This window comes from Selenomonadales bacterium 4137-cl (genome assembly GCA_032334055.1).
GTDB lineage: Bacteria > Bacillota > Negativicutes > Sporomusales > UBA7701 > Anaeroselena > Anaeroselena agilis.
The window spans coordinates 3997043-4022401 of the sequence record JAUOZS010000001.1 but is presented as its reverse complement, the minus strand read 5'-3'; the positions used below and the strand labels follow the sequence as shown (position 1 = coordinate 4022401).

The following is a 25359-nucleotide window of genomic DNA, read 5'->3' as shown; positions in this document are numbered from 1 at the left end:
ATTTCAAAAGCCCCACTTCTCACGCATATCGGCCCACTCGCGGTCGCGCTGGCCTTCGATCAGCTTCCGCTCCGCCGGCCCGAGGTGCCTGAACCGTTTCTGCAGCCCCAGGTACTCCTCCACCGGCCTGAAGTTCCTCGGGACGCTGTTCATCTTCACCCGGCCCTGCTCGTACTCGGCCAGGAACCACAGCCCCGTCTCCACCGCCAGGCGCCCGACCGCCATCGTCTGGTCGGACGGGAAGCCCCAGCCTGTCGGGCAGGGGGCCAGCACGTGGATGAACGACGGCCCGTCGGTATTCTTGGCCTTTTCCACCTTGTTCAGAAAATCGGCGGTGTGGGCGATGCTGGCGGTCGCGCAGTACGGGATGCGGTGGGCGACAAGGATCTCGAACAGGTTCTTCTTTACGCCCCGCTTGCCCGCCGAGGACCCCGCCACCGGCGAAGTGGTCGTCGCCGCCCCGAAAGGCGTCAGGCTGCTGCGCTGCACGCCGGTGTTCATATACGCCTCGTTGTCATAGCACACGTAAAAAATCCTGTCGCCGCGCTCGACCACCCCCGACAGCGCCTGCAGGCCGATATCGGCCGTGCCGCCGTCGCCGGCGATGCCCAGCACCGTCACATCCTGCAGCTTCTTCGCCTTGACCGCCGCCGCCATCCCCGACAGCACCGCCCCCGTCGCCGGGAACGGCGCCGTGAACGACGGCACGCTAAAGGCCATCTGCGGGTAAATGCTCGTCACCGTCGACAGGCAACTCGCCGGGTAGGCGAGGAAGGTCCGCTCCCCCGTCACCTTGAGGATCAGGCGGGCGACCGTGCCGGCGGCGCAGCCCGGGCAGGCCTTGTGACCATACAGCAGCTCGCTGTCGGATAAATCCTTCACCTTCACCACTCTTCCCACCTCAATCCCGCGAATTGTATCTCCCGCTCGGCCTTGCCCTCCGTCAGGGCGATCACCTTGCGGTACATCGTCTCCAGATGCTCCTTGGTTATATCCCGCCCGGACAGCCCGGCGATGAAATTCACCGTGTGCGGGCTGGCGTCGCCGGCGCTGTAAAGCGCGGCCTTCGCCTCGGTGTACAGCGCCCCCGCGTTGCCGAACGACACGTCGCGGTCGATAACCCCGATCCCCTTCACCCGCCGCCCCAGAGCGGCGATCTCCTCATTTGGAAACGGCCGGAAGTAGCGGACCTTTACCAGCCCTACCTTGAGCCCTTCCTCCCGCAGCTTGTCGACGACGAGCCGCGTCGTCCCCATAACGCTCCCCAGGCCCATCAGCACATACTCGGCGTCCTCGCAACGGTACTCCTCAACCATGCCGCCCCAGCGCCGGCCGAAGACACCCGCGAAATCACCGTCCGCCCCGGCGATCGCCCGCCTGGCCGCCGCCATCGCCTCCTGTTGCTGGTGGCGGAACTCCGTCTGCCACTCGGGGGCGACGGAAATGCACAAGCTGCGCGGATTAGCAAGGTCGAGGACGTTTTCGCCCGGGACGAAAGGCGGCAGAAAGGCGTCCACCTCCCGCTGGCCGGGGATGCTCACTACCTCATAAGTATGGGTAAGTACGAACCCGTCCAGGCACACCATAACCGGCGTCCTCACAGCCGGGTCCTCGGCCACCTTGTACGCCTGGATAACCGCGTCGAGCGCCTCCTGGCCGTTCTCCACATACACCTGCAGCCAGCCGGCGTCGCGCATCGCCAGCGAATCGCGGTGGTCGCCGAAAATATTCCACGGCGCCGCCACCGTGCGGTTGGCGTTCATCATCACGATCGGAAACCGGCTGCCGCTCACATAATGCAGCATCTCGCACATGTACAGCAGCCCCTGTGACGACGAGGCCGTGAACGTTCGGCAGCCCATCATCGCCGCCCCCATCACCGCTGCCATCGCGCTGTGCTCGCTCTCCACATTGATGAACTGGCAGTCCATCTCGCCGCCGGCGATGAACTCCGACAGCTTCTCCACCACCGACGTCTGCGGCGTGATCGGATAGGCCGCGATGACCTCGGGCCGGCACAGCCGCACCCCGTAGGACACGGCATCGTTGGCGGACATGAAGGCGCGCCGCGCCGTCAGCGTATCGTTACTCACCCTTTGCGCCCTCCTTCACCATCGCGATCGCCTTCGCCGGGCACTCGGTCGCGCACAGCCCGCAGCCCTTGCAGAAATTATAGTCGACGGTATAACACTCGCCCGTGCGGTCGATCGCCCCGTCGGGGCAGAGCAGCCAGCACTGCTGGCACTTCCGGCACCTGGCCGTCTGGATGACCGGGCGGAAAACCCGCCAGCCCGCGTTGGCCTCCACCAGCACCCCCGCCTTGGCGTACGGGCCGCGGGGCATCTCCTCCCTCGTCCGCGGATACTGAAAAACGCTCACTGTCGGTTTAGGCATCGGCCTTCCTCCTGAGCTCGTTATAGGCCCACTCCACAACCTCGCGGTTCTGCACCCGGCTGTCGGGCGGCAGCATCTCCTCGACCGCCGCCAGCGCCGCCGGCAGCGCCACCAGCCCGGTCGCACCCACGAACGCCCCGAACATCGGCGTGCTCGTCACCGGCTGCCCCAGCACGGCCAGCGCGATCCCCGTGGCGTCGATGGTATGTATCAGCCGGCCCCCGCCCGCGAAAGCCTCGGCGCCGCGGCTGGAGTTGATCAGCACCGTCCCCCCCGGCTTGAGTCCCTCGAACACGTCCACGACCTCCAGCAGGCTCTCGTCTAGCACCACCACGTAATCGCACCCGTACACCTTGCTGTGGTCGTGGATCGGCCTGGTGTCGATGCGGGTGAATGCCAGCACCGGCGCGCCCCGGCGCTCGGGGCCGAACGACGGGAAGGCCTGGACGTAATAATCCGCGGACAGCGATGCGGCCATCCCCAGCAGACGCGCGGCCGTAAACCCGCCCTGTCCGCCGCGCCCGTGCCACCTTATCTCCTTCATTGCTCTCCCCTCTTTCCGACAAGGCAATTTCCACGATATGAAAAATGTTTTCATTTAATTTTACCGCCTGAGCGTTTTCGCTGTCAATCGGGCAAACGCAAAACGACTGCCCTTCCCGCTTGCCGGTTGCACGGCAACAGGAATAATCCCGGGGGGCGTGGAACTATATTATCATCACACATCCCACCCCATAGCAGATAGGAGAGAAAAGCTATGCCCATCTACGAATATTCCTGTGAAAAATGCGGCAAAAAGGTGGAGCTGCTGCAGAAAATGGGGGCCGAAAGCGCCGGCGCGCCCTGCCCCGCCTGCGGTGCGGACGCCTTAAAAAAACAGCTTTCCGTGACATCGCCGGCTAAAATGGCCGCAGGCTCCGCCCCGGCCTGCGCCATGCCCAACCACCAGGGACCCTGCGGCGGCTGCTGCGGCGGCTGCCACTGAGCGACCCCGCCGGCAAGTTATCAACCCGCACTTCTAAGACCAGTCTCAACCGGAGACTGGTCTCTTATTTTTTACATTTTTTTCTTGTAAAACAAACTTGACATTTAGTCAATTTTACTATACATTAAAACTGTAAAAATCATTGGGTGGTGGCAACTGTGACCAAACCCCTTCCCCAGCTCAAAATCGTCAACCGCCTGCACGTATTCCGGGCCGAACGCCGGCTCACCCAGGAGCAGCTCGCCAGGGAAATCGGCGTGACGCGGGCAACCATTGTCGCCATCGAGGGCGGCGGCTACAACCCGTCTCTGGAGCTCGCCTTCCGCATCGCCCGTTTTTTCAACGCCGACATCAACAGCATCTTTTCCGTCGAGGAGGAAAAAGCATGAACAGATTGGACTCGGTTATCCTGAAACTCTTGCTCTACGGCCTGCCGCTGATCGTCGGCCTTGCCGTCCTGGCCGCCGCGCAAGGCTGGCGGTACATAGACGCAGCCGGACGCGTCACAGAGGCCCCCTTCCATTACAGCAACCCGGTCATCGGCCTTATTTTCGGTCTCTGGCTGCTGCTGGCCGTTTACCTGCTCATCCGTCTGGTCGCCTCCGGGGAGTTCCGCGAAAAAGTCCTCTCCCGGCTCACCTTCATCAGGGAGCGCGACGAACGCGAAGCCCTGCTTACCGGCAAGGCCGCCAAAACGACCATGCTGACGACGCTCGCCGTCCTGCTCGTCCTCTTCTTCCTGTCCTGCCTCCGCCTGTCGGTCTCCACCCTGCCGCCCGAACAGGCCGTCAACGGCAAAAACAAGACCCTCACCATCGGCGCCGCGTTCTCCCTTACCGCCGACTCCCGTCCCGAACAGCCCGAGCCGGGTAAAACCGTCGTCGCCTACACCGGCCTGCCCGTTTCCGGCTCGGCCGTCATCGCCGGCCTGATAATATGGCAGATCGCCGCGTACAACTATTCGATGCGGCGGCTGATGAAATAGAATTGGAGCACGGGCTTGGTGCAACCCCGCCTCCTGCACAGTCTTATAGCCACTCCGGCAAAAAACGGGAGCCAGGTTTTTAAACCTGGCTCCCGTTTTTATTGCTTTCGCTCCAGCGCCTCGACGACGGCGGCGACAATATCCGTGGCCGTCAGTCCGTAGCGGGCCGCCAGTTCCTCGGGCGTGCCCGACTCGCCGAACGTGTCGCGGACGCCCACCATCGCCACCGGCACAGGCATGTGCCGCACCAGCGCCTCGGCCACAGCGCCGCCTAGACCTCCGTAGATCTGGTGTTCCTCGGCGGTCACGATCGCCCCTGTCTCGGCGGCGGCCTTCAGCACGGCCGCCTCGTCCAGCGGCTTGACGGTATGCATGTTGACCACCCGCGCGCTTATTCCCTTGGCCTTCAGCGTCTCATGGGCGAGCAGCGCCTCGTACACGATCGGCCCGCAGGCGATAATCGTAGCGTCCGTTCCTTCCCTGAGAGTTATCGCTTTGCCGATCTCGAACCCGTCGCCCTCGGCCGTGAAAACCGGCGTCGCCTCGCGGGCGAAGCGCAGGAAGCACGGCCCGTGCACCGCCGCAGCGGCTAACGTCGCCTTCTTCGCCTCCACCGCGTCGCAGGGCACGATCACCCTCATATTCGGCAACACCCGCATCAGGGCGATATCCTCCAGCGCCTGGTGGGTCGCGCCGTCCGCCCCCACCGAAATGCCGCCGTGGTTGCCGGCGATCTTCACGTTGAGATTGGCGTAGCAGACCGTCGTCCTGATCTGGTCCCAGGCCCGCCCGGCCAGGAACACGCCGTACGTCGTCGCGAACGGGATTTTTCCGCCCAGCGCCAGCCCGGCCGCCGTGCCCACCATATCCTGCTCGGCGATGCCCATGTCGAAAAACCGGTCCGGGTACTTGGCGGCGAACCAGTCCGAGCGGGTGGATTTGGCCAGGTCGGCGTCCAGCACCACCACCTCCGGGTTGACGGCCCCAAGCTCGACCAGCCCGTGGCCGTAGCCGTCCCTGGTCGGCAGCATCTTGTCGCTCATTGTCCCAGCCCCTTCCCGTATATTTCGTCCAGCGCCCGCTTCAGCTCATCCTCGCCCGGCGCTTTGCCGTGCCAGCCGGCGGCGTTCTCCATGAAGGAAACGCCCTTGCCCTTCACCGTCCTGGCGATGATGACCGTCGGCATGCCCCCGGTCCTCGCCGCCTCCTCGTAGGCGTCCAGCACCTGGGCGTAATCGTGGCCGTCGATCTCGACGACATGCCAGTTGAACGCCCGCCACTTTTCGGCCAGCGGCGCCAAGCCCATCACCTTCTCCACGTCGCCGTCGATCTGCAGGCCGTTGTAATCCACGATCGCGCACACGTTGTCCAGCTTGTAGTGGGCGGACGACATCGCCGCCTCCCACACCTGGCCCTCCTGCAGCTCACCGTCGCCCATCAGGCAGTATACCCTGAACTCCTGCCCGTTCATCTTCGCCGCCAGCGCCAGCCCGTTGGCGATCGACAGCCCTTGGCCGAGCGAGCCGCTCGACACCTCTAAAGCCGGCAGCGCCAGACAACTCGGATGCCCCTGCAGGCAACTGCCGAACTTCCGCAGCGACGTCAGCTCCTCGACCGGCAGATAGCCGCTCCGCGCCATCACCGAATACAGCAGCGGACAGGCGTGCCCCTTGGACAATATGAAGCGGTCCCGTCCGGGCCACTTCGGCTCCGTCGGCCGGTGACGCATAACCTTGAAATAAAGCGCCGTCAGCAGCTCCACCGCCGACAGACTGCCGCCCGGATGGCCCGAGCCCGCCGCCGCCGTCATCCGGACGATGTCGGCCCGCACCTCGCGCCCGACCGTGGCCAGCGAATCGATACAATGCCTGTTCACAATCCGACCCCCCTGCCCAGAATAATACCTTTCCATCAGTGCCTTTCATTTCTCGCCTTCGCCCGCTTATTCCTGCCGCCCCGCCCGGCAATCCACGCCCGCTTATTCCTTGCGCGCCAATGTCGTCGAGCCCGCCGGAGGCGATACGGCTTATTCGCGGTCCGCGCCCTTCATTAAGCGCCGGTGTGGTATACTGATAGTATAAGCACGGCTTTGTCCCGCAACCCCAGTCGTCGGAAAGAGGTGTCGCACCCGTGAAAACGCTCGCCAAACTGGTCCTCGGAATCACCCTGCTCGCCCTGATGGCGGCAGCGCCCACCCCGGCGGCGGCCCAGCCCGCCGCGGCCATCGTCGTCACCCAGACCCTCCACGACGGCGTACTGGACTTCCAATACCCACGGGTCGTCGGCCTGCCCGACGCCGCCGCCCAGGACACCATCAACGCCGCCATCGGCCGGCGGGTCGCCGAATTCCGCCACCTTGACGCTGAAGTCGCCATGGCCAGATACGAAGTCAGGCACAACGGCGACGGCCTGCTCAGCCTCACCATGACCTTCTATCTGTACAGCGGCGGCGCCCACGGCATGACCTACATGCGCGGCCTCACCTTCGACCTCGCCACCGGCCGCGAATACCGCCTGACCGACCTCGTCCCCTACGCCGGCGGCGGCCGCGCAAAAATCGACGCCGCCATCGCCGCCCAGCTCAAAAAGCGCGACATCCCCCTGCTGCAGACTTTCGACGGCATCGGAGAAAACCCCGATTTCTACCTGGCGGCCGACGGCCGGCCCGTCGTCTTCTTTCAGCTCTACGAACTGGCGGCGTATGTTTACGGCATCCTCGAATTCCCCCTACCTTTTAACGGCCGGTGATAATACCCCATCTACCCAAAAAGAGTTGGACCGTGTCCAACTCTTTTTTTGCTTATCCCCGACCCTCCGCGCGCGCCAGGAAACCGCGCACCGTCGCCAGGTATTCGTCCGGCTTTTCGAGGTGATGCTGGTGGGCGGCGTCCGCGAACACCGCCAGCTCCGACCCCGGCAGCGCGCGGTGATAAAGCTCGGTCGCCGCCGGTGTCGCCTCATCCAGGCTGCCGCAGGTAAACAGCGCCGGCACGGTTATCTCCTTCAGGCGGCCGACCAGGTCGACCTCCTTGAGGCAGCCGGTGGCGGTAAACTCGCTCGGCCCGAACATGCTGAGATAGACCGGTATCCCCATCTTCGCGAACGCCCGCTCCATCGCTTCCGGCCACGGGTCGAGCACGCATAGGTGCCTTTTGTAGAACGCCGTCACCGCCTCCTGGTACGCGGGCGACTCGTAATCGCCTTTTGCCTCCGCCTCCGCCACCGCCCGCCGCACCTCGGCCGGCATCGCGGCCAGATAGGCCCGCTGGTCGGCTATCCAGCGGGGAGCGCTCAGAAACGGGGCTGTCAGGACCAGACTGCGTACCCCGCGGGGTTTTTCGGCCAGCATATACTCGACCGCCAGCATCGTGCCCCACGACTGGCCGAGGATATGCAATTCCTCCAGGCCGAGCGCCGCCCGCACCGCCGCCAGTTCCGCCACGAACCTGCCCGTCGTCCACAGCGTCGGGTCGTCCGGGTGGTCGGAGTTGCCGCAGCCCAGTTGGTCGTAAAACACCACCGGACGCTCGTCGGCCAAAGCGGCCAGCGATTCTAGATAATCGTGGGGCGCCCCCGGCCCGCCATGCACGATCAGCACCGGCACGCCCGCCTTATCCCGGCCTTCGATACGATACCACACCCTGCCGCCGCGAACAGCTATCATCCCCTCCGCCTTCGCCATCACTGCCATCTCCTGTCATGCCTCCCTGCAGCATAATTTACAGTCGCCGGGAAAACCCGGCCCCCATAATTCCTAATTACCGGACTTCGCCATCACCGTGAAGGCATCCCCGGCGTTGCCTGTCAGCGCCACGAACCCGCCGGCGCCCACGAACACCTCGCCACTGTCCATCACGCTGTCATACAACAGTTTCCCCTCGGCGTCGTACACCATCACCCGGCCCTTCGCCGGCTTCGCGAAACTCAGCACACAGTCTTCCGTCACCTTCAGCCATTCATTGTAGCCTTCCTTGCCGATCACGAGCCGCCCCTCGCCGCCCGTCAGCGTCGCCGCCATATCGCCCGGCATATATAGCGCCCCGCCGCACCAGGCCCACAGCCCTCCGTCCCTGTCCACCAGGCGGAGTTCTGCCAAATCGCGCATCGACTTGACCGGCATCGCCGCGAAAATCGGCGACTCGACTCTCATCAGCCCGCCGAACACCACGTACCCGGGCAAAGCGGGCACCAGGCGCGACTCTACGACATTGCCGTCCGCAGCCATCATGCCCTCGAAAGCCTTGGCGTTCCGCCGCAGCCACTCGCGGCCTTCGATCTCCACGCCAAGCCGTACCGGCGACGCGACAGGCTCTACTTTTTCCCCGCTGATCGTATCCACCATCCAGTCCGGGTCATGCTTCACGAAGTAGCGCCGGCCGTCGACGACGGCAAAATACAGCTTGCCCCCGTCGGTGTGGAAATAGCCGCCGTTATACTTCGCCGTAAGCAGCGTCGTTTCGGCCTGATCTTCCACCTTATAGACGGTCAGCGTCCCCTTCTCCGTATCGAAAGCCATCCTCATCAGGACGCCACCGTAGTAATACCCCTCGTACGCCTTGAGGCCGGCAGGAATGGGCTCGGCCTTGACCGGCGGCGTCACCGCCCTGGCTTCCTTCTTCATCAGGCCCTTGTCGGCCAGATAAGCCTCCAGCACCTTGTCGGCGATGGCGACGGCGCCGCTCCGCGCCCCGGTGGCGATCACCGCCACCGCGATCCGTCTGTCAGGCACGGCGAACATCATCGTGGTATACGTTCCCGTGCCGCCGCTCTTGCCCAGCACCTTTATCCCCTGCACCCTGTAGCGCTCGTGGTCGGTCACGTCCCAGCCCAGCCCCCAGCTTACGTCCGGGCCGCGCAGCTTGCCGCTGAATTCCGGCGGCTGCGCCTTCTTCATTTCGGCCAGCGCCCTGGCCGACAAAACCTGCGGCCCTTTTCCCGAGAACGAATCGGCAAACCGGCACAGGTCTTCAGCCGACGCGGACAACCCGCCCGCCCCGAGGAGCGAAATAACTTCCAGCGGCTCGGCATTAAGCCGGCCCGGCGGATAATACCTCGCCGCCTTCACCTTCTTCGTCTCCGGCCGCATGCCGACACTCGGACCGGTATTGCCAATCCCCAGCGGCTTGAAAATCCGCTCGTTCAGAAAATCGGGGAAACTTTGCCCCGAAACCCGGACAACGATCATCTCCGCCAGCGTGAACCCGTCGTTGCAGTACGGGTTCATCTCTCCGGGCCGGTGCTTCAGGTCGGACAGAGCCAGCGCGTCCAGCGTATCCTTGTAAACATCCTTGTTGTAAGCAAACCCGAAATTATTCGCCCCCGTCGTGCCGGGTATACCTGAGGCATGATTGAGCGTCATCCTGACTGTTATGTCTTTATATCGCTCGTCCGCCATTTTGAATTCCGGCAGGTACCGCGTCACCGGCTGGTCGAGCTCCACCTTGCCCTCATCCACTAGCAGCATTATCGCCGTCGCCGCGTAAACCTTGCTCACCGAACCCATGTTGAAAATGGTGTACCGGTCGACCGGGATGCTCCCTGCGCGGTCGGCCATGCCAAACCCCTCGGAGTAGACGATTTCCCCGCCGTCCATGATGGCGACGGCGGCGTTGCCCGTCGCCCCGGCGGCGATATCCTTCCAGATCTCCGTGCGGGCGACAGCCTTGGCATCCGTCGCGTCGGAGTCCATGGCCGCCGCCAGCGGCATACCGGCCAAAAGCAGGCAAACCAGCAGCCACCCCACCCTGACAAAATGCCTCATCATTTACACCTCCGAAAATCGCCTTAACCGCCATATTTGCAAATCTTCCGACATTATTCGCAATGACTATTTTCCATATATGCCGGGTAATTCCTCCTCCGCCCGGAAAGCCCCGCGCAGCCAAGACGAAACCCCGGCCGAAATCCCCGGCCGGGGTTATCTTCCCGAAAATCGGCCTACCGCCGCACGCCGGCGAGCCAACCGTGCAGCCAGTGGATGCCGCCGCCGAACAGCATCAGCGGGCAGGCCACCGCCGTCTCCATCCCGAGTGCGCGGCACTCCGCCAACACGACCGCGTCAGCCGTCTTGCCGATGTGAAACAGGACGCGCTTCACCCCTCTCGCCGCCAGCTCGCGGACGACACCGCCAGCCTTGCCCGCGCCCAGCAGCACGTACGCCGCCGCCGGCACGGCGGGAAGCTCGTCCAGGCTGCGGTATACCTTCACCGCCGGATCGCCGCTCCCCTTGGGATTGAGGGGATAAACGCGTATCCCCGCCGCGGTAATAGCTTCATACACCTTGCGGCTGAAACCGGCGTTCCGGCTGGAATAGCCGACGAACAGCACCTCGCCGCCCCCGAAAAACTCCCTCGTCAACCGCGCCATCCACGCCATCCTTTCCGCCTCAGATATGCCTCCGCTCCGATATAAACCCCGTCCCCGCCCGCCTAACCGGCCACCACCGGCTCCAGCGCGGCGATGAATTTTTCCATGACCGGGATGGGGCCAAGCGTCACCCGGATATGATTGGGGAAGCGGAAACCGGTCATCGTTCTCACCATTATTCCCTGCCGCATCAGCTTGCGATACGCCAGGGTATCGCTTACCGGCAGGCGGACCACCATATAGTTGGCCTGGTCGCCGAAGTGAACCAGGCCGAGCCGGGCAAGCTCCCCGCGCAGGAACGCCCTCGCCTCGTTCACCATTCGCCGCGTACGGGCGATTTGGTCGTCCGCGTCCGCCAGCGCCCCTATCGCTGCCGCCTGGGCGATGCTGTTCACCGAGTACACCACGCAAGTGCGGCGGATGACCTCGACGACTCGCTCGTCGCCGGCCAGATAGCCGATCCTGAGTGCCGCCAGGGCGAACATCTTGGAAAAAGTCCGGAAAACGACCAGGTTCGGATATTCGTTGATAAGCGACATGCCGTCGGGGAAATCCCCCGCCGAGACGAACTCGCCGTAAGCCTCGTCGAGGACGACGATTTGCCGGCCGGCGACCCGGTCGAGGAAGCGCCTGAGCCGCCGCTCGTCCCAGTAGGTGCCGGTAGGGTTGTTGGGATTGCAGACGAAAATGATCTTGGTGCGGTCGTCGACCGCCGCCAGCATGGCCTCGTCGTCGAAGCCGTAGTCCGCCAGTGGCACCAATCGCGCTTCAAAACCGGAAAAACCGGCCACCCATTCGTACACGGTAAAGGTCCGGTCGGCGGTCACGATATTGTCGCCTTCATGGCAGAAGGCCTTGATGACGAACGCGATCAGCTCGTTGGCGCCGTTGCCGACGAGGAAGGCGTCCGAAGGATGGCCGTAGCGCTCGGCCAGCTTGTGGCGGAGATGGTAGGCGTCACCGCTCGGATAAACCGCCGCCTGCCTGGGGTCCAGCGACCTCAGCGCCGCCAGCGCCTGCGGCGACGGCCCGAGAGCGTTCTCGTTATTGTTGAGACGGTAAATCATCTGACAGCCGAACATCTTTGCGAGCACGTCGTCCGGCTTGCTGGGTATATAAGGCTCGATATCGCGGATATGGGGGGGAACGAGGGTCTCCAGGGGCGGGAAACGGCCGCTCACTACTCTCCCCCCTCTTGGTGGGCAAAGACGATAACGTCGCCCCGTCCCTCCCAGGGGATTATCAGCCGGGGGCGAAAGCCCGCCGCCAGGAGGGCCGGCCCCAGCAGAGCCTTCCCGGCCACGCCGGCGTCCAGCTTGAAAAAAATATTGACAACGCCTTCCCGCTCAAGGCTGCGCACATGTTCGGCCAGACTGGCGGCGGCATCCTCGCCGACCCATATAGGCGACAGCACCGCCTTGTTCGCCGGCCGGTCCATGCTTACGGCGAAAGCCGAATACGGCGACCGGGCCTCGCCGAAGCTCGCGACCTCCTCTATCTGGCGGGGCAGGCACAAACGGTCGTACGCGTCCCGCACGAACGTGGCCAGGGCGGGATGGACATAGATCAGCGACCCGTTATCCTCCTCAAGCTGGCGATACAGGGCCTCTTCCTCGCGGCGGCCGTCGGCGGCCGTAAGCGGCAGCCGGCCGAGCGGTTCGAAGTAATCGCGCGGCGCCTCCGCGGTGGCCGCCGGGATAACCAGGCAGAGCGTACCGGTGCGGGCAAACCTCCGCAGGCAGGCGTCGACGACGTCGCGAGCCAGCCCGGACGCCCCGACGAAAACGTACGGCCCGTAAGCCTCGGCCATTTTCGCGTCCTTGCGCCAGAACATGCCGCCGCCGATATTTCGGTTATCGTCGGCCAGCATCACCGCGCCGTATTCGCCGCCCGCCACCATATCGACAATCTTGCCCGGGAAGCGGAAAAAAGGCGGCGCCTGCCGACCGTACGCAGCGGTCACCCGCCTGGCGAACTGCTTGAGCAGCTCGGGCTCGTCGCCATACTCGCGAAACGCGCCTTTGACGGCGAACGGCGGGGGAACCTCCGCCGGCGCCGGCGGATAGGCCTTCTCCTTGACGAACGACACGCTCATGCTGTCGCCCTCGGTGGCAATCGCCAGCCGGTCGACGGTCCGCGCCGCCAGCAGAAAGCCCATCTCCTCGAGCGACGCTTCGTCGTCGGCCACGGCGGCCGTGATGTTCAGCGCCCTAACCGGCAGAGCCCGGCCCGGAAAGCGGCAAACCACCTCGGCGTAGTACCCGCCGCCGCGGCAGGTCACGCGAAGGCTCTGGCCCACGGCCGCCTTGGCGGCCAGGTAGGAGAAAACCTCCTCCGTCGCCAGCGCCAGGGCCAGCGATTCGCTCCGCTGCAGCCCGAAGGCCTGCGCCGATTGCTCGACACAGCCGGTCACCACCGGCAGCAGCTCGACCTGTAAAGGTACGGTCAGTTCCGTCACGGGCGCGTGCTTCATCAGCCATCCTCCTCCTCGTCGCCTCCTGAAGCGGCCAGCTTCAGCAGCAGGTTGCCGGCCAGGCGCCGCCGGTAATCGGCGCTCGCCCGCACATCGTCGATCGGTCGCACCGCCGCCGCCGCCATCGCCCCGGCCTCGCGCAAAACAGCCTCCGTCAATCTCCGGCCGCGGAGAAACGCCTCGACCGCCGGCAGCGAAACCACCTGCGGACCGACACTCCCCCAGGCCAGCCGGATATCCCTGACCGCGCCGCCGGCGTCCCGCTCAAGCCGGACCGCCAGACTGGCCACGGCGACCGCCATCGCCCGGCGCTTGCCGACCTTATAGTAGGCCGAGAACGTCCCCGCGGACGGCAGCGGTACGACGACGCCGGTCACAATCTCGCCCGGGATCAGGGCGGTCCGGCCCGGGCCGGCGATAAACGCGTCGATCGGCAGCCGGCGTTCGCCTGCGGCGCTTGCAACCGTCACCGCCGCGCCATAGACGTAAAGCGGCGGTAACGTGTCGCCGGCCGGCGAGGCAGTGCAGACATTGCCGCCCACCGTGGCGCCGTGGCGCACCGGCGGCGAGCCCAGCAGGCACGCCGCCTCCCACAGGGCCGGCAGCGCCTTCTGCACCGTGTCGCTGTCCACAAGCTCGCTAACCGTCACCGCCGCGCCGATATGAAGCTCGCCGTCGCGGACGGCCATCTGCCGCAGTACGGCCAGTCGCTCCAGGGCGAACAGGGCTGGCGGCCTCACGCCCGTCTTGCGCAGTTTAACCAGCAGATCGGTGCCGCCGGCCAGGACGGCCCCCGTGGGATAAGCCGCCAGCAGCGGCCAAAGCTCGGCCAGGGTTCGGGGAAAGAAAACCTCCATCAGCCGTCCCTCCCCTTAAGACGCCGGGCCGCTTCCTCGACGGCGTCGACAATCTTCTGGTAGTTGCCGCAGCGGCACAGATTGCCGCTCAGCCTGTCGCGGATCTCGTCCCTGGCGGGCGACGGGTTGCGCCGCAACAGATCGAGGGTCGCCAAAGCCATGCCGGGGCTGCAGAAGCCGCACTGCACGGCGCCGCAATCCACGAACGCCTGCTGAACGACATGCAGACTGTCGCCTGTCGCCACCCCCTCGGCCGTGACGACGGCGCGGTTTTCCAGCTGGGCGGCCAGCATCAGGCAGGACAGGCGGCTTTCGCCGTCCACCAATATGGTGCACGCGCCGCACTCGCCGGCGCCGCAGCACTCCTTGACGCCCGTCAGCCCCAAATCCTCCCGCAGCAGGTCGACCACCCGCCGGTCGGCTGGGGTCTCCACAGCCATTTCCTTGCCGTTGAGCGTGAACCGTACGATCATCGCGCCGCCTCCCGGCCGCCGGCCCGCAGGGCCGCCAGTATTTTCTCCGCCGTCAGCGTGCCCCGGGTCACGCGGGACCCGGCCGCGTCGGCCACGGCGTTGGCCACCGCCGGCAGGACGCCGTCGATTACCACCTCGCCGACCCCCTTCATGCCAAAGGGGCCGTCGTCCTCGCTCACCGCCACGCTCACAACCTCCACATCCGGCACGTCGGCGGCCGTCGGCAGTATATAAGTGGCCAGATCGCCGGTCGCGATCCGCCCGCCGGCGACGGCGAAATCCTCGAACAGAGCATAACCCATGCCCTGGACGGCGCCGCCGTGAAGCTGCTGCTCGTAAAGCTGGGGATTCAGCACCCGGCCGGCGTCGACGCAGCTAAGGTAATCGCACACCTTCGTCTCGCCGGTGAGGGTATCCGTTTCCACCCTGGCAAGCTGAACGCCATAGGCGAATATCCGGTGAGGGTACCCGTGAAGCCGGAGGTTTTCACCGGTCGGGATGGCCTGCGTGTTCGCCTGGCAGGTGTAACTGTAGGTCGTCGTGCGCTCGGCGGCGTCCATAAAGCCGGCGATCATCTTGAGCGGGATGCTGCGGCCGGAAGGGGCATGAAAAACGCGGCCGGGCAGCAACTCGACATCCCCGGCGCCGACCGGCGCCATCAGTTGAAAGGACAGCAGCAGCGCCCCTCTCGCCAGAATCCGCTCCTTAAGCAGGCCGGCGGCGCCGACAAGAGCGTTGCCGTAAGTGAAAGTGGTGCGGCTGGCCGACGACGAAGCCGATGGCAGAGTACGCGCCGTATCCGGCAGCACAAGCTCCATGCTTTCGTACGGCTGGCCCAGGCAATGGCTGGCTATCTGCAGGCAGGTGGTGGCATTGCCCTGACCCATGTCGGCCACGCCGGCGCAGACGATAATCCGCCCCTCGGCGGTCAGCTCCAGCTTGGCGTTGGCGTAGTCGGTAACCACCGGGCCGAACCCCATGCCGTGGTAAACAGCGGCCACGCCCACGCCCCGGCGCCTGAACGGCGGCGCGCCTTCCCGCCAGGCTTGCCGCCCCCGCCACAGCGGGTGCCGCTCGACCTGCGCCAGGCACTCGTCAAGACCGGCCGGCCGACTTACCGCCACGCCTGTCGGCGTCGTGTCGCCGCGGCGGACGGCGTTGCGGCGCCGCAAGTCCAACGGGTCGAAGCCGGCGACCCGCGCCAGCTCGTCCATCGCCTGCTCCATCCCCGCCGCCGCCTGCGGCACGCCGAAGCCGCGGAAAGCCCCGCCCACCGGGTTATTCGTATAAGCGATCGCGCCGCGCACCGCCACGTTGGCGATCCGGTACGGGCCGCCGGCATGCTCGAGCGCCAGGGCGAAAACCTCCGTCCCCAGCGACGCATACGCGCCGGTGTCGAACACCAGCCGGCAGTCCAGCGCCTGCAGCGCCCCGTCGGCGTCGCAGCCCAGCCTGTAGACCGCGGTCGCCGGATGACGCTTTGTGCCGGCCAGAATGCTCTCCTCCCGCGAATACCAGATCTTCACCGGCCGTCCGCCGCTATGCAGGGCGGCCAATGCCAGAAAGCCCTGCACAGTCACCCCGTCCTTGCCGCCGAAACCGCCGCCCAGGTAAGGCGCCGTCACCCGTATCCGGTCGGGGGGCAGGCCGAGCGCCTCGGCCAGCTCCAGGCGGTCGCGGAAAGGCGTCTGGGTGGAAACGACCATCGCCAGACTGCCGTCCGCCTCCTGCCAGGCCACGCCCGTCTGGGTCTCAAGAAAGGCGTGCTCCTGCCAGTTCACCGCCACGGTCAGCTCGGCGGTATAGCGGCAGGCGGCCAGCGCCTCGCCGGCATCGCCAAAGATTATCTCGCTCTCCAGCAGAAGATTGCCGGCCGACCGGCCCTCGTGAACGCACGGCGCTCCTGCGGCCAGAGCCTCTTCGGGCGTGAAGACCGCCGGCAGCGGCTCGTAATCGACCCGGATGGCCGCCAGCGCCGCCGCCAGGGACTCCTTGGTCTCGGCCACCGCCAGGGCCACCGCGTCGCCGCAGTGGCGAACGACGGTGTCGGCCAAAATCGGCTGATCCTTCTCGAATATCCCCAGACGGTTTTTGCCTTTGATATCCTTATAGGTCAACACCGCCACCACGCCCGGCAGGGCGAGAGCGGCGGCCGTGTCAACAGCCGTTATGCGGGCGTGGGGAATCCCGGCCCGCTTCACGCCGCCCCACAGGTAGTTTTCCGGGTAGTAATCGGCCGCATAGCGCTCCGCCCCGGTAACCTTCGCGGCGGCGTCCGCCCTCAAGGCCGGCCGGCCGACCTCCTGCACGCCGGCCGGCAGCCCGCTACTCCGCCAGTCGTTTCGCGACATAATCGACCACCGCGGCCGTGTTTTTTAGCTTCATGGCATCGCCGATCTGCATCTCGATCTCGAAGGTGTCCTCAATATCAGCGAGCATCCAGCTCAGCGCCAGGGAATCGACGCCGAGAACGGCAAACTCGGCCTCGGGCGTGATCTTGTCGGGGCTCACCTGCGGCAACCGCTTGGCCACGATGTCCCGCGTCAGGCTTGCGATCTGCTGTTTATCCATACATACTCCTCCTGCCATTGTCGTGGTCCTCGCCGGTCGGCCTATCCCCTGTCCGCCTCTTCCGCCAGCATCCGGGCGGCCAGCTCCCGCAGCCTGAACTTCTGGACCTTGCCGCTGGCGGTCAGAGGATAACTGTCGACGAAAAAGAACTTCGCCGGCACCTTGATGATAGCGATGCGCTCCCGGCAATAGCGCTTCAGTTCCAGCGAGGTCGCGGTGCAGCCGTCCTTAAGGCGGACAAACGCCACCACATCCTCCCCGTAATAATCGCACGGAACACCCACCACCTGGGCCTCGGCCACCTTGGGGTGGGTGAAAAGAAACTCCTCGATCTCCGCCGGAAAAATATTCTCCCCGCCGCGGATAATCAGGTCCTTGATGCGGCCGGTGACAACGCAGTACCCGTCGGCGTCGGCCCGGGCCAGGTCGCCGCTGTGCAGCCAGCCGTCGGCGTCGATGGCCTTCGCGGTGGCCTCCGGCATCTTATAGTAGCCTTTCATCACCGCCGGGCCGCGCACGCACAGCTCGCCCGCCGTTCCGGCCGGCGCCTCCAGGCCCGTCCGCGGGTCGACCACCCTGACCTCCATGCCCGGCATGGCCCGGCCGATGGTGCCGACGCGGCGCTCCGGCGGGTCGTCCGGCCGGTTGATGGTGCAATACGCCTCCGTCATCCCGAAAAAGACGCCGAATTCCCGCGCCCCCATCCTGCCGATCACCGCCTCGGCCAGCTCCGGGGGGCAAAACGCGCCCGCCGTATTGCCGCCTCGCAGCGACGACAGGTCGTACTCCCGGCGGGCCAGTTCCTCCAGCGCGGCGACGTACATCGTCGGCGTGCCGAACACCAGGCTGCAGCGGGCGCCCTCGATGGCCTGCAGCAATTCCGGCGCCCGGAAACGGTCCAGGGCAACCACCGCCGCCCCGGCCGCCAAGGCGGTCAACACCATGCCGAAGCCGTACGCGTGGAAAAAGGGCAGCGGGATGCACAGGCGGTCGCCCGGCGAAACGCCCAGGCAGCCGCTCACCGTAGCGGCGACGTAAAAGAAATTGGCGTGGGTCAGCATCGCCCCCTTGGGAGTGCCAGTCGTGCCTGAAGTAAGCAAAATGGCGAAAACGTCTTCGGCCACGACCGCCGCCTCGCAGGCCGTCACCCGCGCCTCCTCCGCGCCGGCCGCCAGCGCCAGGAACTCGGGCCAGGAAAACATCCCCGGCCGGCTCTCGTCGCCGAGGAACACCACCCGCCGCAGGTGCGGCAGACGCGCGGCCGCCAGGCGGCCGGGGGGCGCGTCCGCAAGCTCGGGGCAAAGCTCCCGCAGGATCTCGGGGAACTCCCCCGGCCGCCCGGCGCCGTCGGCCACGAACAACGTCGCCGCCTCGGTCTGGCGCAGCACCTGTTCGAGCTCGTACGCCCGGAAATTCGTGTTCGCCATCACCAGCGGCACGCCGGCCTTGGCGCAGCCGAACGCGACATCCAGATAAAGCGGCATGTTCGGGGCCCAGATGGCGGCGTTCTCGCCGCGTCCCGCGCCCAAAGCCAGCAGGGCGGACGCCACCCGGCGCGCGCCGTCGTTCAGTTGGCCGAAAGTATACCGCACCTTGCCATCGCCGTCGACCAGCGCCGGCTTGTCGCCACGCGCCCCGGCCTGGGCGGACAGCAGGGCGCCGATGGTTTGATTGTCGATAACCCTCACCCTTTCCGCAACCTGCTGGTTGCCTGTATTACCTTGCCCGCACGGCCAACAAGTCCTGCCTTACGACTTCCGTCCGGTTTCCGGTAAAGAAAAATCCCCTCAAAATCGGGCTCGGCGGTTGCAGCCCGCGTCGCCCACAACCGGAGGGGACGATGTTTTCATCAGCCATCGGCCGCCGCGCCTCTCCCGTTCTCGGCCGCAGCGGCCGCCAGACCGCGGCGGCAGTCGGCCAGCAGGCGCAGGGATAACGCCAGTGCCAGCGCACCGGCCAGAAAAGCGGCGGCGGGGTGGCTCCAAAACACGCCCCGCTCGCCCCAGCGGGCGGCGAACAAATAAGCCAGCGGTACGCGGGCCGCGATAATATACACAAAACCTATCGCCAGCATAAAGACCGGGCGCCGGAAACCCTGCGCCAGGCCGTTCATCGCGAACAGGGCCGGCATGAACAGCACCGCCACCGCCGACGCCGAAAGTGCGGCGCTTCCCAGCTCCACCAGGTCCGGAGCCGGCCGGAAAACGGCCGTAAGCTCACGCGGGAAAACCGTGAACAAAACCATCGTCGGCACCACAATAGCCAACGAAAACTTGAAAAAAAAGACCAGCCCCGCGCGTATCCGCCCGTAATCGCCCCGGCCGAGGTTGAAGCTGACGAACGCTGCCAAGGCGTTGCTGAGACCCATTATCGGCAGCATCACCATCATCTCGGTGCGCGACATCAGGTTCCAGGCCCCGACCGCCAGCGGCCCGAACCGGGCCAGCACCATATTCAGCAGCATCAGGCCCACCGGGCTCACCATGTAGGCCACCGTGATGAACACTCCCTGGCCGACAATCCGCCGCCACAGCCCCGTCACGCCGGCCGGAAGGGCCAGCGTCAGCCGTTCCCCCTGCTGGATTGCGAGTCGCCGCCGCAGGTAAACGGCCGCCACAAGCTGGCCGGTGAAGGTGGCGACCGCCGCCCCGGTCACGCCCCAGCCGAACACGAACATAAACAGCGGGTCAAGGGCGAAATTAAGCATATTGCCCAGAATCTGCCCCTTCATCGGCGTCTTCGTGTCGCCGCGGGCCATGAACAAAGCCTCGGCGGTAAACACATAGCCCATCACCGGAAACCCGGCCACCAGCCAGGCGGTAAAACCGATACCCACTGCGGCCACGGCATCGGTGGCGCCCAAAAAAGCGTAAAATGCGCGGCACAGGTCGGCGGACAAAAGCGGCGCGAAAATCGCCATCAGCAGCGTCATCATCGGCAGCAGCGCCATGCCGACCGCCCGTCCGCCCTCCTCGTCCCCCTGCCCGCGGGCATAACTGATGAGGACGACGCTGCCGAACGAGGCCCCCTTGGCCAGCGACAGCGCCAGATAGGTCAGCGGCACGCTCAGCGAGACGGCCGCCAGCGCCTCCGCCCCCAGCCAGGAGACAAACACCGTATCAATATATGCATACAAGTTCTGGAAAAACAAAGATACCATCAAGGGAACGGCAAAGCGGATAATAACCGCCGAAACGTTGCCTGCCCCTAGGTCGATCTGTTCTCGCATAACACCCCTGCGATTTTCCGCCTTATTGCCGGCAAAAGCCTGCCGGCGAAGCCTTCACTCTTACCAGCGCACTACCGCCGCGCCCCACGTGAGGCCGGCGCCGAAACCGGCGAGGACCACGACATCGCCGGACTTTATCCGGCCGCGCTCCATAGCCTCGCACAGCGCTATCGGTATAGAGGCGGCGACAGTGTTGCCATAACGGTCGATATTCATCATCAGCTTCTCTTCAGGCAGGTCCAGCCTGCGGGCAACGGCCTCGATGATATGGCTGTTGGCCTGGTGGGGGACAAAAAGGGAAACATCGGCCAGCGACAGATTGGCCATCGCCAGCACCCGGTTAGTGACCGCCGGCACGGTGCGGAGGGCGAACATGAACACCTCCTGGCCGAGCATCCTCACCTTATCAAGCTTGGCATCCAGCGCTTCGTGGGTCAGCGGCGTCTCCGACCCGCCGGCGGGGATGGTGAGAAAATCGCCGCCCCGGCCGTCGGCCCCCATCTCCCAGGCGAGAATCCCCCTGTCCGGGCCCGTCGGTTGCAGCACGGCGGCGCCCGCCCCGTCGCCGATCAATATACAGGAGGACAAATCGTCCCAGTCCACCGTGTGCGACACCACTTCCGCCCCGACGACCAGGATGTTGCGGTAGCTGCCGGTGGCGATGAACTGCGCGCCCACGGTCAGCGCGTACACAAAGCCGGAACAGGCGGCATTCAGGTCGAAAGCCGCTCCGGACAAGCCGAGCCTGCGTTGGAGAGCGCAGGCGGCGGAAGGTACCGGCCGGTCGGGCGTCTGGGTGGCGACGATAAGCAGGTCGACCTCGTCCGGCGCGACGCCGGCGTCAGCCAGGGCGCGCTCGGCGGCGACGGCCCCCTGCGCCGAGGCAGCCTCGCCGGCGGCGGCGATATGCCGCTCCCGGACGCCGACGCGGCTCACGATCCATTCCTCGGAAACATTGAGCCGGCCGGCAATCTCGGCGCTTGTCACGATCTTCTCCGGCACATACATGCCGAGCCCCGCTATACGGGCGTTGGTCCCGGTGCCCGGGGAAGGTCCGGTCATCTCCTCATCCCCTTTCCTGCCCGACCGCCAGACGGTCGGCCCGGATAAAAGCCAGCAGCTTCGCTGCTGTATCCGGATAAAGTCGGATCAAATCGTAGCGCGTATTCGCGAACACCTGCTGCATGAGCAGGCCGTCGGAGCCGAACCAGCGCGGCGCAAGCCCACCGAAAAAGAAGCCGCGCGCGCGCAGAACCCGCACGGCTTCGCCGATGGACGGGCAGGCGGTGTCGATAAAAAGCTGGACCGAGAGCGCCCGTCGGCGCCGGGCCTCGGCCACAAGCCGTTCGACCGCGGCCGCCCAGTCCCCGCCCACACGGAATACGTTGACCTTCATGCTGTCCGAGGTAGGCAAAGGAATCACTTCCAGGTCCGTCGTCACCGTCACGGGCAGCTGCGCGGCGGATATCGCGCCCGGAGGATCGTTCCTCTCCTCCGCCAGGGCCGCCATCACATCAAAGTAAGCAGCCGGCCAGTAGCAAGGAACGGCTGCGGGTGGCATAGGGCTGAAGAAGAGGGAGCAGGATATGCGGTCGACATCCTCCGGCCGGTCGCTGAGGATGGCGGCGTCGAAAAGGTCCAATTGAACGGCTGAAACGACCCAGCCCGCTTTGGCGCAGATAACCTGGGAAAAATAATGGTGGCAGACCGCGGAGGCGAAAACGCCGTCCACGCCGGCCGGCCATACCGCCCGGTCTCCGAAATGACACGCCAGCGCGGTCCCGGCGTCGGTTTTGCTGTATCCGGGAACGACAATCAACCCTTTCTCCTCCCAAAGAGAATGGTTGGGCGCGGTGGAGCCCAGAGCGACATAGCCCGCCGGCCGACCGGCGGGGTCCAGGGCAAGCAGGCCCGCCAATTGTCCCTGGGCGATTTTTTTCAACAGGCTCTCCGGCCGGTAGACGACCGGGTCAACATAACCCTCGCCGTAAACCGCCCGGAAAACCTCGCCGACGAGGGCGACGTTATCCGGCCCGACAGGGACCAAGCGGAACCGTCCATCAGCCACAAACATCGCCTCCAATCGGCTTCCTCGAGGACGCTTACTTTGCCTGCTTTTTGTCGAGAAATTCCACGGCGGCGGCGATCGTCGACAGATTCTTCACTTCCTGCAGGTCGAGGGAAACCTTGAACGCGTCCTCCGCCAATACCAGCATCTCGGTCAGATCCTGGGAATCGAAGTCGAGGTCCTGTGCAAAACGGGCGTCGGGGGTCAGCTTGTCGGCGGTGATATTCTTCTTCCTGAGCTTGAGGATTACTTCCCGCAGTTTTTCGATAGTCGACATAGTGATATTCCTCCTCATTCATATATTGAAACAGGTCGAAGCCCGCGGCTTCAATTGCCTGCTCCAGCCGTAACGGACGCCCGGTCAGCCCGGATAAAGGCGAGCAGCTCCTTTGCGGTCGGGGAGTAGAGCCTGATATGCTCGTACTCGGTTTCAACGCCCAGCACCTGCTGCATGAGCAGACCATCGCTGCCGAACCAGCGGGGGGCAAGCCCGCCGAAGAAAAACCCGCTGGCCCTCAGTTCCTCCACGGCCGCGCCGATAGCGGGGCAGCCCGCGTTAAGCGTCAGCTGCAGACTGACGACGCCTCGCCGCTTGGCCTCGGCCAACAGCTTGGCCGTGAACCGCGCCCAGTCGGCGCCGATCTCGCTGACCGCCACCTTCCAGGTCTGGGCGGCTTCATAGTAACGGTCCTCATGCCGGGTAAGCCCGTCCTGCGGCAGCGGCGCCGTCGCCGGGGCAAACGTCCGGGGCTGCAGCGGCTGCGCGAGCCGGCTGAGGAAATCCCCGTAAACCGGCGGCAGATAAACAGGCCCCGTGGGCCGGGAATACTCCTTGAAATTGAGCACGCACGACACCCGCGCGCTGCCGGTCCGGTTGTCCTTAAAGCTCGGCCCGTCGAGCTGGTCGAGTTCCAGGGCGCAATCGACCTGACCGGCCTTAATCCCGCTCACCTGGGTGAAATAGTGGCAGCACACCACTTCGCCGAACAGGCCGTCGCTGGCGTTCCCCGCGAACAGGGTGCCGTCAGTGTAGGCCGCCGCCAACAACATGCTGACATCCGTCTGCTTGTAGGCCGGGACGACGACCATGTTGCCAGCCTCCCATAATCGCGGGTTTGGGCTGCTCTTGAAAACGGAAACATACCCGGCGGCTCTGTTATCTTCGTCGACGGCCAGCAAGGCCGCCAAGCGGTTGTGGCGGATTTCCTCCAGGACCGCTTCCGGCCGGTAAACATACTTCACCGGAAAGGCATCGCCGTACGCCGCGCGGAAAACTTCGCCGACGAGGCCGGCGTTCGCTTCGTCGATCGGCACGAGCCGGAACGAAGATTCGGACATAAGGCACCCTCTCCTTGCACATAGGTTCGTATCCCGGAAACCATCGGCTCGCATTTCCGATCGGCGTATATGGGCTCATCTCCAAGCAAATTGCCGTATTTTACTTGTTTCTTGATAAAAGCCGAAAGCTCCTGCCAAAAAGACATTTTGCGACATCCATGGGTCGAAAAAAACCGGACGACCATAGATATGTAGCCCGAGCCACAGTTCGCGCGACAACAGCCGCTGCGGGGCGGCACGCCGAAATCCGCCCCCAAACGAAAACACCCGCCTCTTCGGCGGGTATCGAATCAACGTCACCCACGCACTGCGAATATCCGGCTCTAGCCGGAAGAAGCCGACGACCTTATATTTACCTTGCCCTGTGGCGCATACTATAGCATCATCGCAAAAGGAGGCTGCCGATGGAAGACAGGGTGCTCCGCGGGTTCTCGGCGGGGATCGCCGGCGGGATAGCAATGAATATCTGGAGTTTCATTTCAGGAGCAATGAATATGACCACGCTGCGCATCTCAGACTGGGCCGCCGTAATTATCCACGCCCATACCCCGCCGTTCAGCTTGGGGGAAACGCTTTTTTCTCTCTTGGGCCAGCTAATCTTTAGCGGTGTGCTGGGAATCGCGTTTGCCTATCTGGTGCCACCGGCAGGCAGCCGTTACCTTATCTTCAAGGGGTGGCTTTTTTCGGTAACCGCCTGGTTTCTCATCTACGCCGTCACCACGCTGTTCAAGGTGGAGGGCACTGTCCCCATCCCGCTTATGACGGCAATAGCCAATCTTATCGCCTCGTCAGTATTCGGACTGGTACTCGCCGCGGCGCTGAATGCCCTAACAGTCGGCAGCGGCTCCTCCGCAAGATTGGGGATGGTCCCGGCGATGAAGCCCTTGGATGACGACGACGAAACCCGGCCGCGCTAGCATCCGCAAATAGCGGCAAAAAACCGGCTAATCCGCCGGTTTTTTGCCATGTCGCTCCTGAAGACCCCGCATGCCGTCGCCGGCCGCTTTTACCGCGACGGCAATCGCTATATAAAGGGGAAAAGAATAGTGGTGATACCACTGCAGCGGCAAATAGACGCCGAGAAAAATCAGGACCGGCTCACCCACGAAGGCGAACAGCAGCCCCATGGCGAAACTGGCGCGCAAGTACTTTTTCCATGACGGGAAAAACTGATAAATAAGCATGTACGATACCGGCAGGAGGGAAAAGTTGACCGGGACAAGGTGGGGAAAAGTACCGAGCAGCTTATGCGGATATACCCACCGCCCGTGGGCCACGCCGACCGCGTCGAGGCCGGTGCAGACGATCAGGGTCAGCAACCCCAGGGACAAGCACAACGAAAGTCTCGCTTTATCCACAAAACGCCACCAGATAATCCACGGCAGGATAAGCGTCAAAATAAGCAACCACCACACCGGCGCATTGTACGTATACTGACGCCAGTATTCGTAGGCCAGCCTCAGAAATGTCTGGTTGGCCTCGTAAATTTCGTACAATCCGCCCCAATCTATGTTTGGCGCCATTTAGCCTTCCCTTTTTTCGGGTCGCGCTTTCATCGCCCGGTATACATACCTATTATTGCGGCTATGCGCGATTACTATACCGTTTGCCGACTTACTG

Annotated in this window: 27 protein-coding genes; 5 read left to right on the top strand and 22 right to left on the bottom strand. The window is 64.6% G+C overall.

Annotation, left to right across the window (positions count from 1 at the left end; all coding sequences use genetic code 11):
- Window positions 1-3 precede the first annotated feature (3 nt).
- From Q4T40_20610 to Q4T40_20595, 4 genes are read right to left on the bottom strand one after another with little or no spacing between them, the layout of a single operon-like run.
- Window positions 4-888, bottom strand: a complete 885-nt coding sequence (locus Q4T40_20610) for a thiamine pyrophosphate-dependent enzyme (protein ID MDT8903636.1) — start codon at window positions 886-888, stop codon at window positions 4-6.
- Window positions 885-2093, bottom strand: coding sequence for a hypothetical protein (locus Q4T40_20605; protein MDT8903635.1), 1209 nt, complete (start codon window positions 2091-2093; stop codon window positions 885-887). Before Q4T40_20605 ends, Q4T40_20610 begins: the two co-directional genes overlap by 4 nt.
- Entirely contained in the window at window positions 2086-2394 is a 309-nt protein-coding gene (locus Q4T40_20600; protein MDT8903634.1) for a 4Fe-4S binding protein, read from the bottom strand. Before Q4T40_20600 ends, Q4T40_20605 begins: the two co-directional genes overlap by 8 nt.
- Entirely contained in the window at window positions 2387-2938 is a 552-nt protein-coding gene (locus Q4T40_20595) for a 2-oxoacid:acceptor oxidoreductase family protein (GenBank protein MDT8903633.1), read from the bottom strand. The genes Q4T40_20600 and Q4T40_20595 overlap by 8 nt, the downstream gene beginning before the upstream one ends.
- 213 nt (window positions 2939-3151) lie before the next feature.
- Here Q4T40_20595 and Q4T40_20590 point away from each other — a divergent pair, with 213 nt between their 5' ends.
- From Q4T40_20590 to Q4T40_20580, 3 genes are all read left to right on the top strand, one after another.
- Window positions 3152-3379: a zinc ribbon domain-containing protein gene (locus Q4T40_20590; protein MDT8903632.1), complete on the top strand. Its 228-nt coding sequence runs from the start codon at window positions 3152-3154 to the stop codon at window positions 3377-3379.
- Between the two features lie 158 nt (window positions 3380-3537).
- Window positions 3538-3768 carry a helix-turn-helix transcriptional regulator gene (locus Q4T40_20585; GenBank protein MDT8903631.1) on the top strand — a complete coding sequence of 77 codons (231 nt, stop codon included), beginning with the start codon at window positions 3538-3540 and terminating at the stop codon, window positions 3766-3768.
- Window positions 3765-4364, top strand: coding sequence for a hypothetical protein (locus Q4T40_20580; GenBank protein ID MDT8903630.1), 600 nt, complete (start codon window positions 3765-3767; stop codon window positions 4362-4364). The genes Q4T40_20585 and Q4T40_20580 overlap by 4 nt, the downstream gene beginning before the upstream one ends.
- Before the next feature lie 98 nt (window positions 4365-4462).
- Here the strand turns inward: Q4T40_20580 and Q4T40_20575 are convergent, their stop codons facing one another.
- Both Q4T40_20575 and Q4T40_20570 read right to left on the bottom strand, forming a co-directional pair.
- The gene (locus Q4T40_20575) at window positions 4463-5407 is read right to left on the bottom strand and encodes a transketolase family protein (protein MDT8903629.1); all 945 of its coding nucleotides are present in this window, start codon (window positions 5405-5407) and stop codon (window positions 4463-4465) included.
- Window positions 5404-6240, bottom strand: coding sequence for a transketolase (locus Q4T40_20570; GenBank protein ID MDT8903628.1), 837 nt, complete (start codon window positions 6238-6240; stop codon window positions 5404-5406). Before Q4T40_20570 ends, Q4T40_20575 begins: the two co-directional genes overlap by 4 nt.
- A gap of 254 nt (window positions 6241-6494) precedes the next feature.
- On the opposite strand from Q4T40_20570, the gene Q4T40_20565 reads away from it, so the two are divergent.
- Window positions 6495-7112, top strand: coding sequence for a DUF3298 and DUF4163 domain-containing protein (locus Q4T40_20565; protein ID MDT8903627.1), 618 nt, complete (start codon window positions 6495-6497; stop codon window positions 7110-7112).
- Between the two features lie 52 nt (window positions 7113-7164).
- On the opposite strand, the gene Q4T40_20560 is transcribed toward Q4T40_20565, so the two are convergent.
- The 15 genes from Q4T40_20560 to Q4T40_20490 form a co-directional block, all read right to left on the bottom strand.
- Window positions 7165-8055 carry a proline iminopeptidase-family hydrolase gene (locus tag Q4T40_20560; GenBank protein MDT8903626.1) on the bottom strand — a complete coding sequence of 297 codons (891 nt, stop codon included), beginning with the start codon at window positions 8053-8055 and terminating at the stop codon, window positions 7165-7167.
- A gap of 63 nt (window positions 8056-8118) precedes the next feature.
- Window positions 8119-10128 (bottom strand): serine hydrolase domain-containing protein, encoded by a 2010-nt coding sequence (locus tag Q4T40_20555; protein ID MDT8903625.1) that lies wholly within the window; start codon window positions 10126-10128, stop codon window positions 8119-8121.
- Window positions 10129-10301: 173 nt separating this feature from the next.
- Window positions 10302-10730 (bottom strand): CoA-binding protein, encoded by a 429-nt coding sequence (locus tag Q4T40_20550; GenBank protein ID MDT8903624.1) that lies wholly within the window; start codon window positions 10728-10730, stop codon window positions 10302-10304.
- A gap of 62 nt (window positions 10731-10792) precedes the next feature.
- The gene (hisC, locus tag Q4T40_20545) at window positions 10793-11911 is read right to left on the bottom strand and encodes a histidinol-phosphate transaminase (GenBank protein MDT8903623.1); all 1119 of its coding nucleotides are present in this window, start codon (window positions 11909-11911) and stop codon (window positions 10793-10795) included.
- A complete protein-coding gene (locus tag Q4T40_20540) occupies window positions 11911-13203 on the bottom strand; it encodes a hypothetical protein (GenBank protein ID MDT8903622.1) in 1293 nt (430 codons plus the stop codon). The genes hisC and Q4T40_20540 overlap by 1 nt, the downstream gene beginning before the upstream one ends.
- Window positions 13203-14060, bottom strand: coding sequence for a xanthine dehydrogenase family protein subunit M (locus Q4T40_20535; protein ID MDT8903621.1), 858 nt, complete (start codon window positions 14058-14060; stop codon window positions 13203-13205). The genes Q4T40_20540 and Q4T40_20535 overlap by 1 nt, the downstream gene beginning before the upstream one ends.
- Window positions 14060-14533, bottom strand: a complete 474-nt coding sequence (locus Q4T40_20530; protein MDT8903620.1) for a (2Fe-2S)-binding protein — start codon at window positions 14531-14533, stop codon at window positions 14060-14062. Before Q4T40_20530 ends, Q4T40_20535 begins: the two co-directional genes overlap by 1 nt.
- Complete coding sequence (locus tag Q4T40_20525) at window positions 14530-16884, bottom strand: xanthine dehydrogenase family protein molybdopterin-binding subunit (GenBank protein ID MDT8903619.1); 2355 nt, start codon at window positions 16882-16884, stop codon at window positions 14530-14532. Before Q4T40_20525 ends, Q4T40_20530 begins: the two co-directional genes overlap by 4 nt.
- On the bottom strand, window positions 16859-17104 hold the full coding sequence (locus tag Q4T40_20520) for a phosphopantetheine-binding protein (protein ID MDT8903618.1): 246 nt from the start codon (window positions 17102-17104) through the stop codon (window positions 16859-16861). The genes Q4T40_20525 and Q4T40_20520 overlap by 26 nt, the downstream gene beginning before the upstream one ends.
- Window positions 17105-17145: 41 nt before the next feature.
- Window positions 17146-18792, bottom strand: a complete 1647-nt coding sequence (locus Q4T40_20515) for an AMP-binding protein (GenBank protein ID MDT8903617.1) — start codon at window positions 18790-18792, stop codon at window positions 17146-17148.
- A 161-nt stretch (window positions 18793-18953) separates the two neighbouring features.
- Entirely contained in the window at window positions 18954-20333 is a 1380-nt protein-coding gene (locus Q4T40_20510) for an MATE family efflux transporter (GenBank protein ID MDT8903616.1), read from the bottom strand.
- A gap of 60 nt (window positions 20334-20393) precedes the next feature.
- On the bottom strand, window positions 20394-21395 hold the full coding sequence (locus Q4T40_20505) for a beta-ketoacyl-ACP synthase III (protein ID MDT8903615.1): 1002 nt from the start codon (window positions 21393-21395) through the stop codon (window positions 20394-20396).
- A gap of 4 nt (window positions 21396-21399) precedes the next feature.
- The gene (locus Q4T40_20500; protein MDT8903614.1) at window positions 21400-22401 is read right to left on the bottom strand and encodes a hypothetical protein; all 1002 of its coding nucleotides are present in this window, start codon (window positions 22399-22401) and stop codon (window positions 21400-21402) included.
- A 34-nt stretch (window positions 22402-22435) separates the two neighbouring features.
- Window positions 22436-22678, bottom strand: a complete 243-nt coding sequence (locus tag Q4T40_20495) for a phosphopantetheine-binding protein (protein MDT8903613.1) — start codon at window positions 22676-22678, stop codon at window positions 22436-22438.
- A 50-nt stretch (window positions 22679-22728) separates the two neighbouring features.
- A complete protein-coding gene (locus Q4T40_20490; GenBank protein ID MDT8903612.1) occupies window positions 22729-23739 on the bottom strand; it encodes a hypothetical protein in 1011 nt (336 codons plus the stop codon).
- A 404-nt stretch (window positions 23740-24143) separates the two neighbouring features.
- On the opposite strand from Q4T40_20490, the gene Q4T40_20485 reads away from it, so the two are divergent.
- Window positions 24144-24656 carry a hypothetical protein gene (locus tag Q4T40_20485; protein ID MDT8903611.1) on the top strand — a complete coding sequence of 171 codons (513 nt, stop codon included), beginning with the start codon at window positions 24144-24146 and terminating at the stop codon, window positions 24654-24656.
- A 27-nt stretch (window positions 24657-24683) separates the two neighbouring features.
- Here Q4T40_20485 and Q4T40_20480 read toward each other — a convergent pair whose 3' ends face one another.
- Entirely contained in the window at window positions 24684-25262 is a 579-nt protein-coding gene (locus Q4T40_20480) for a CBO0543 family protein (GenBank protein ID MDT8903610.1), read from the bottom strand.
- Window positions 25263-25359: the final 97 nt, after the last annotated feature.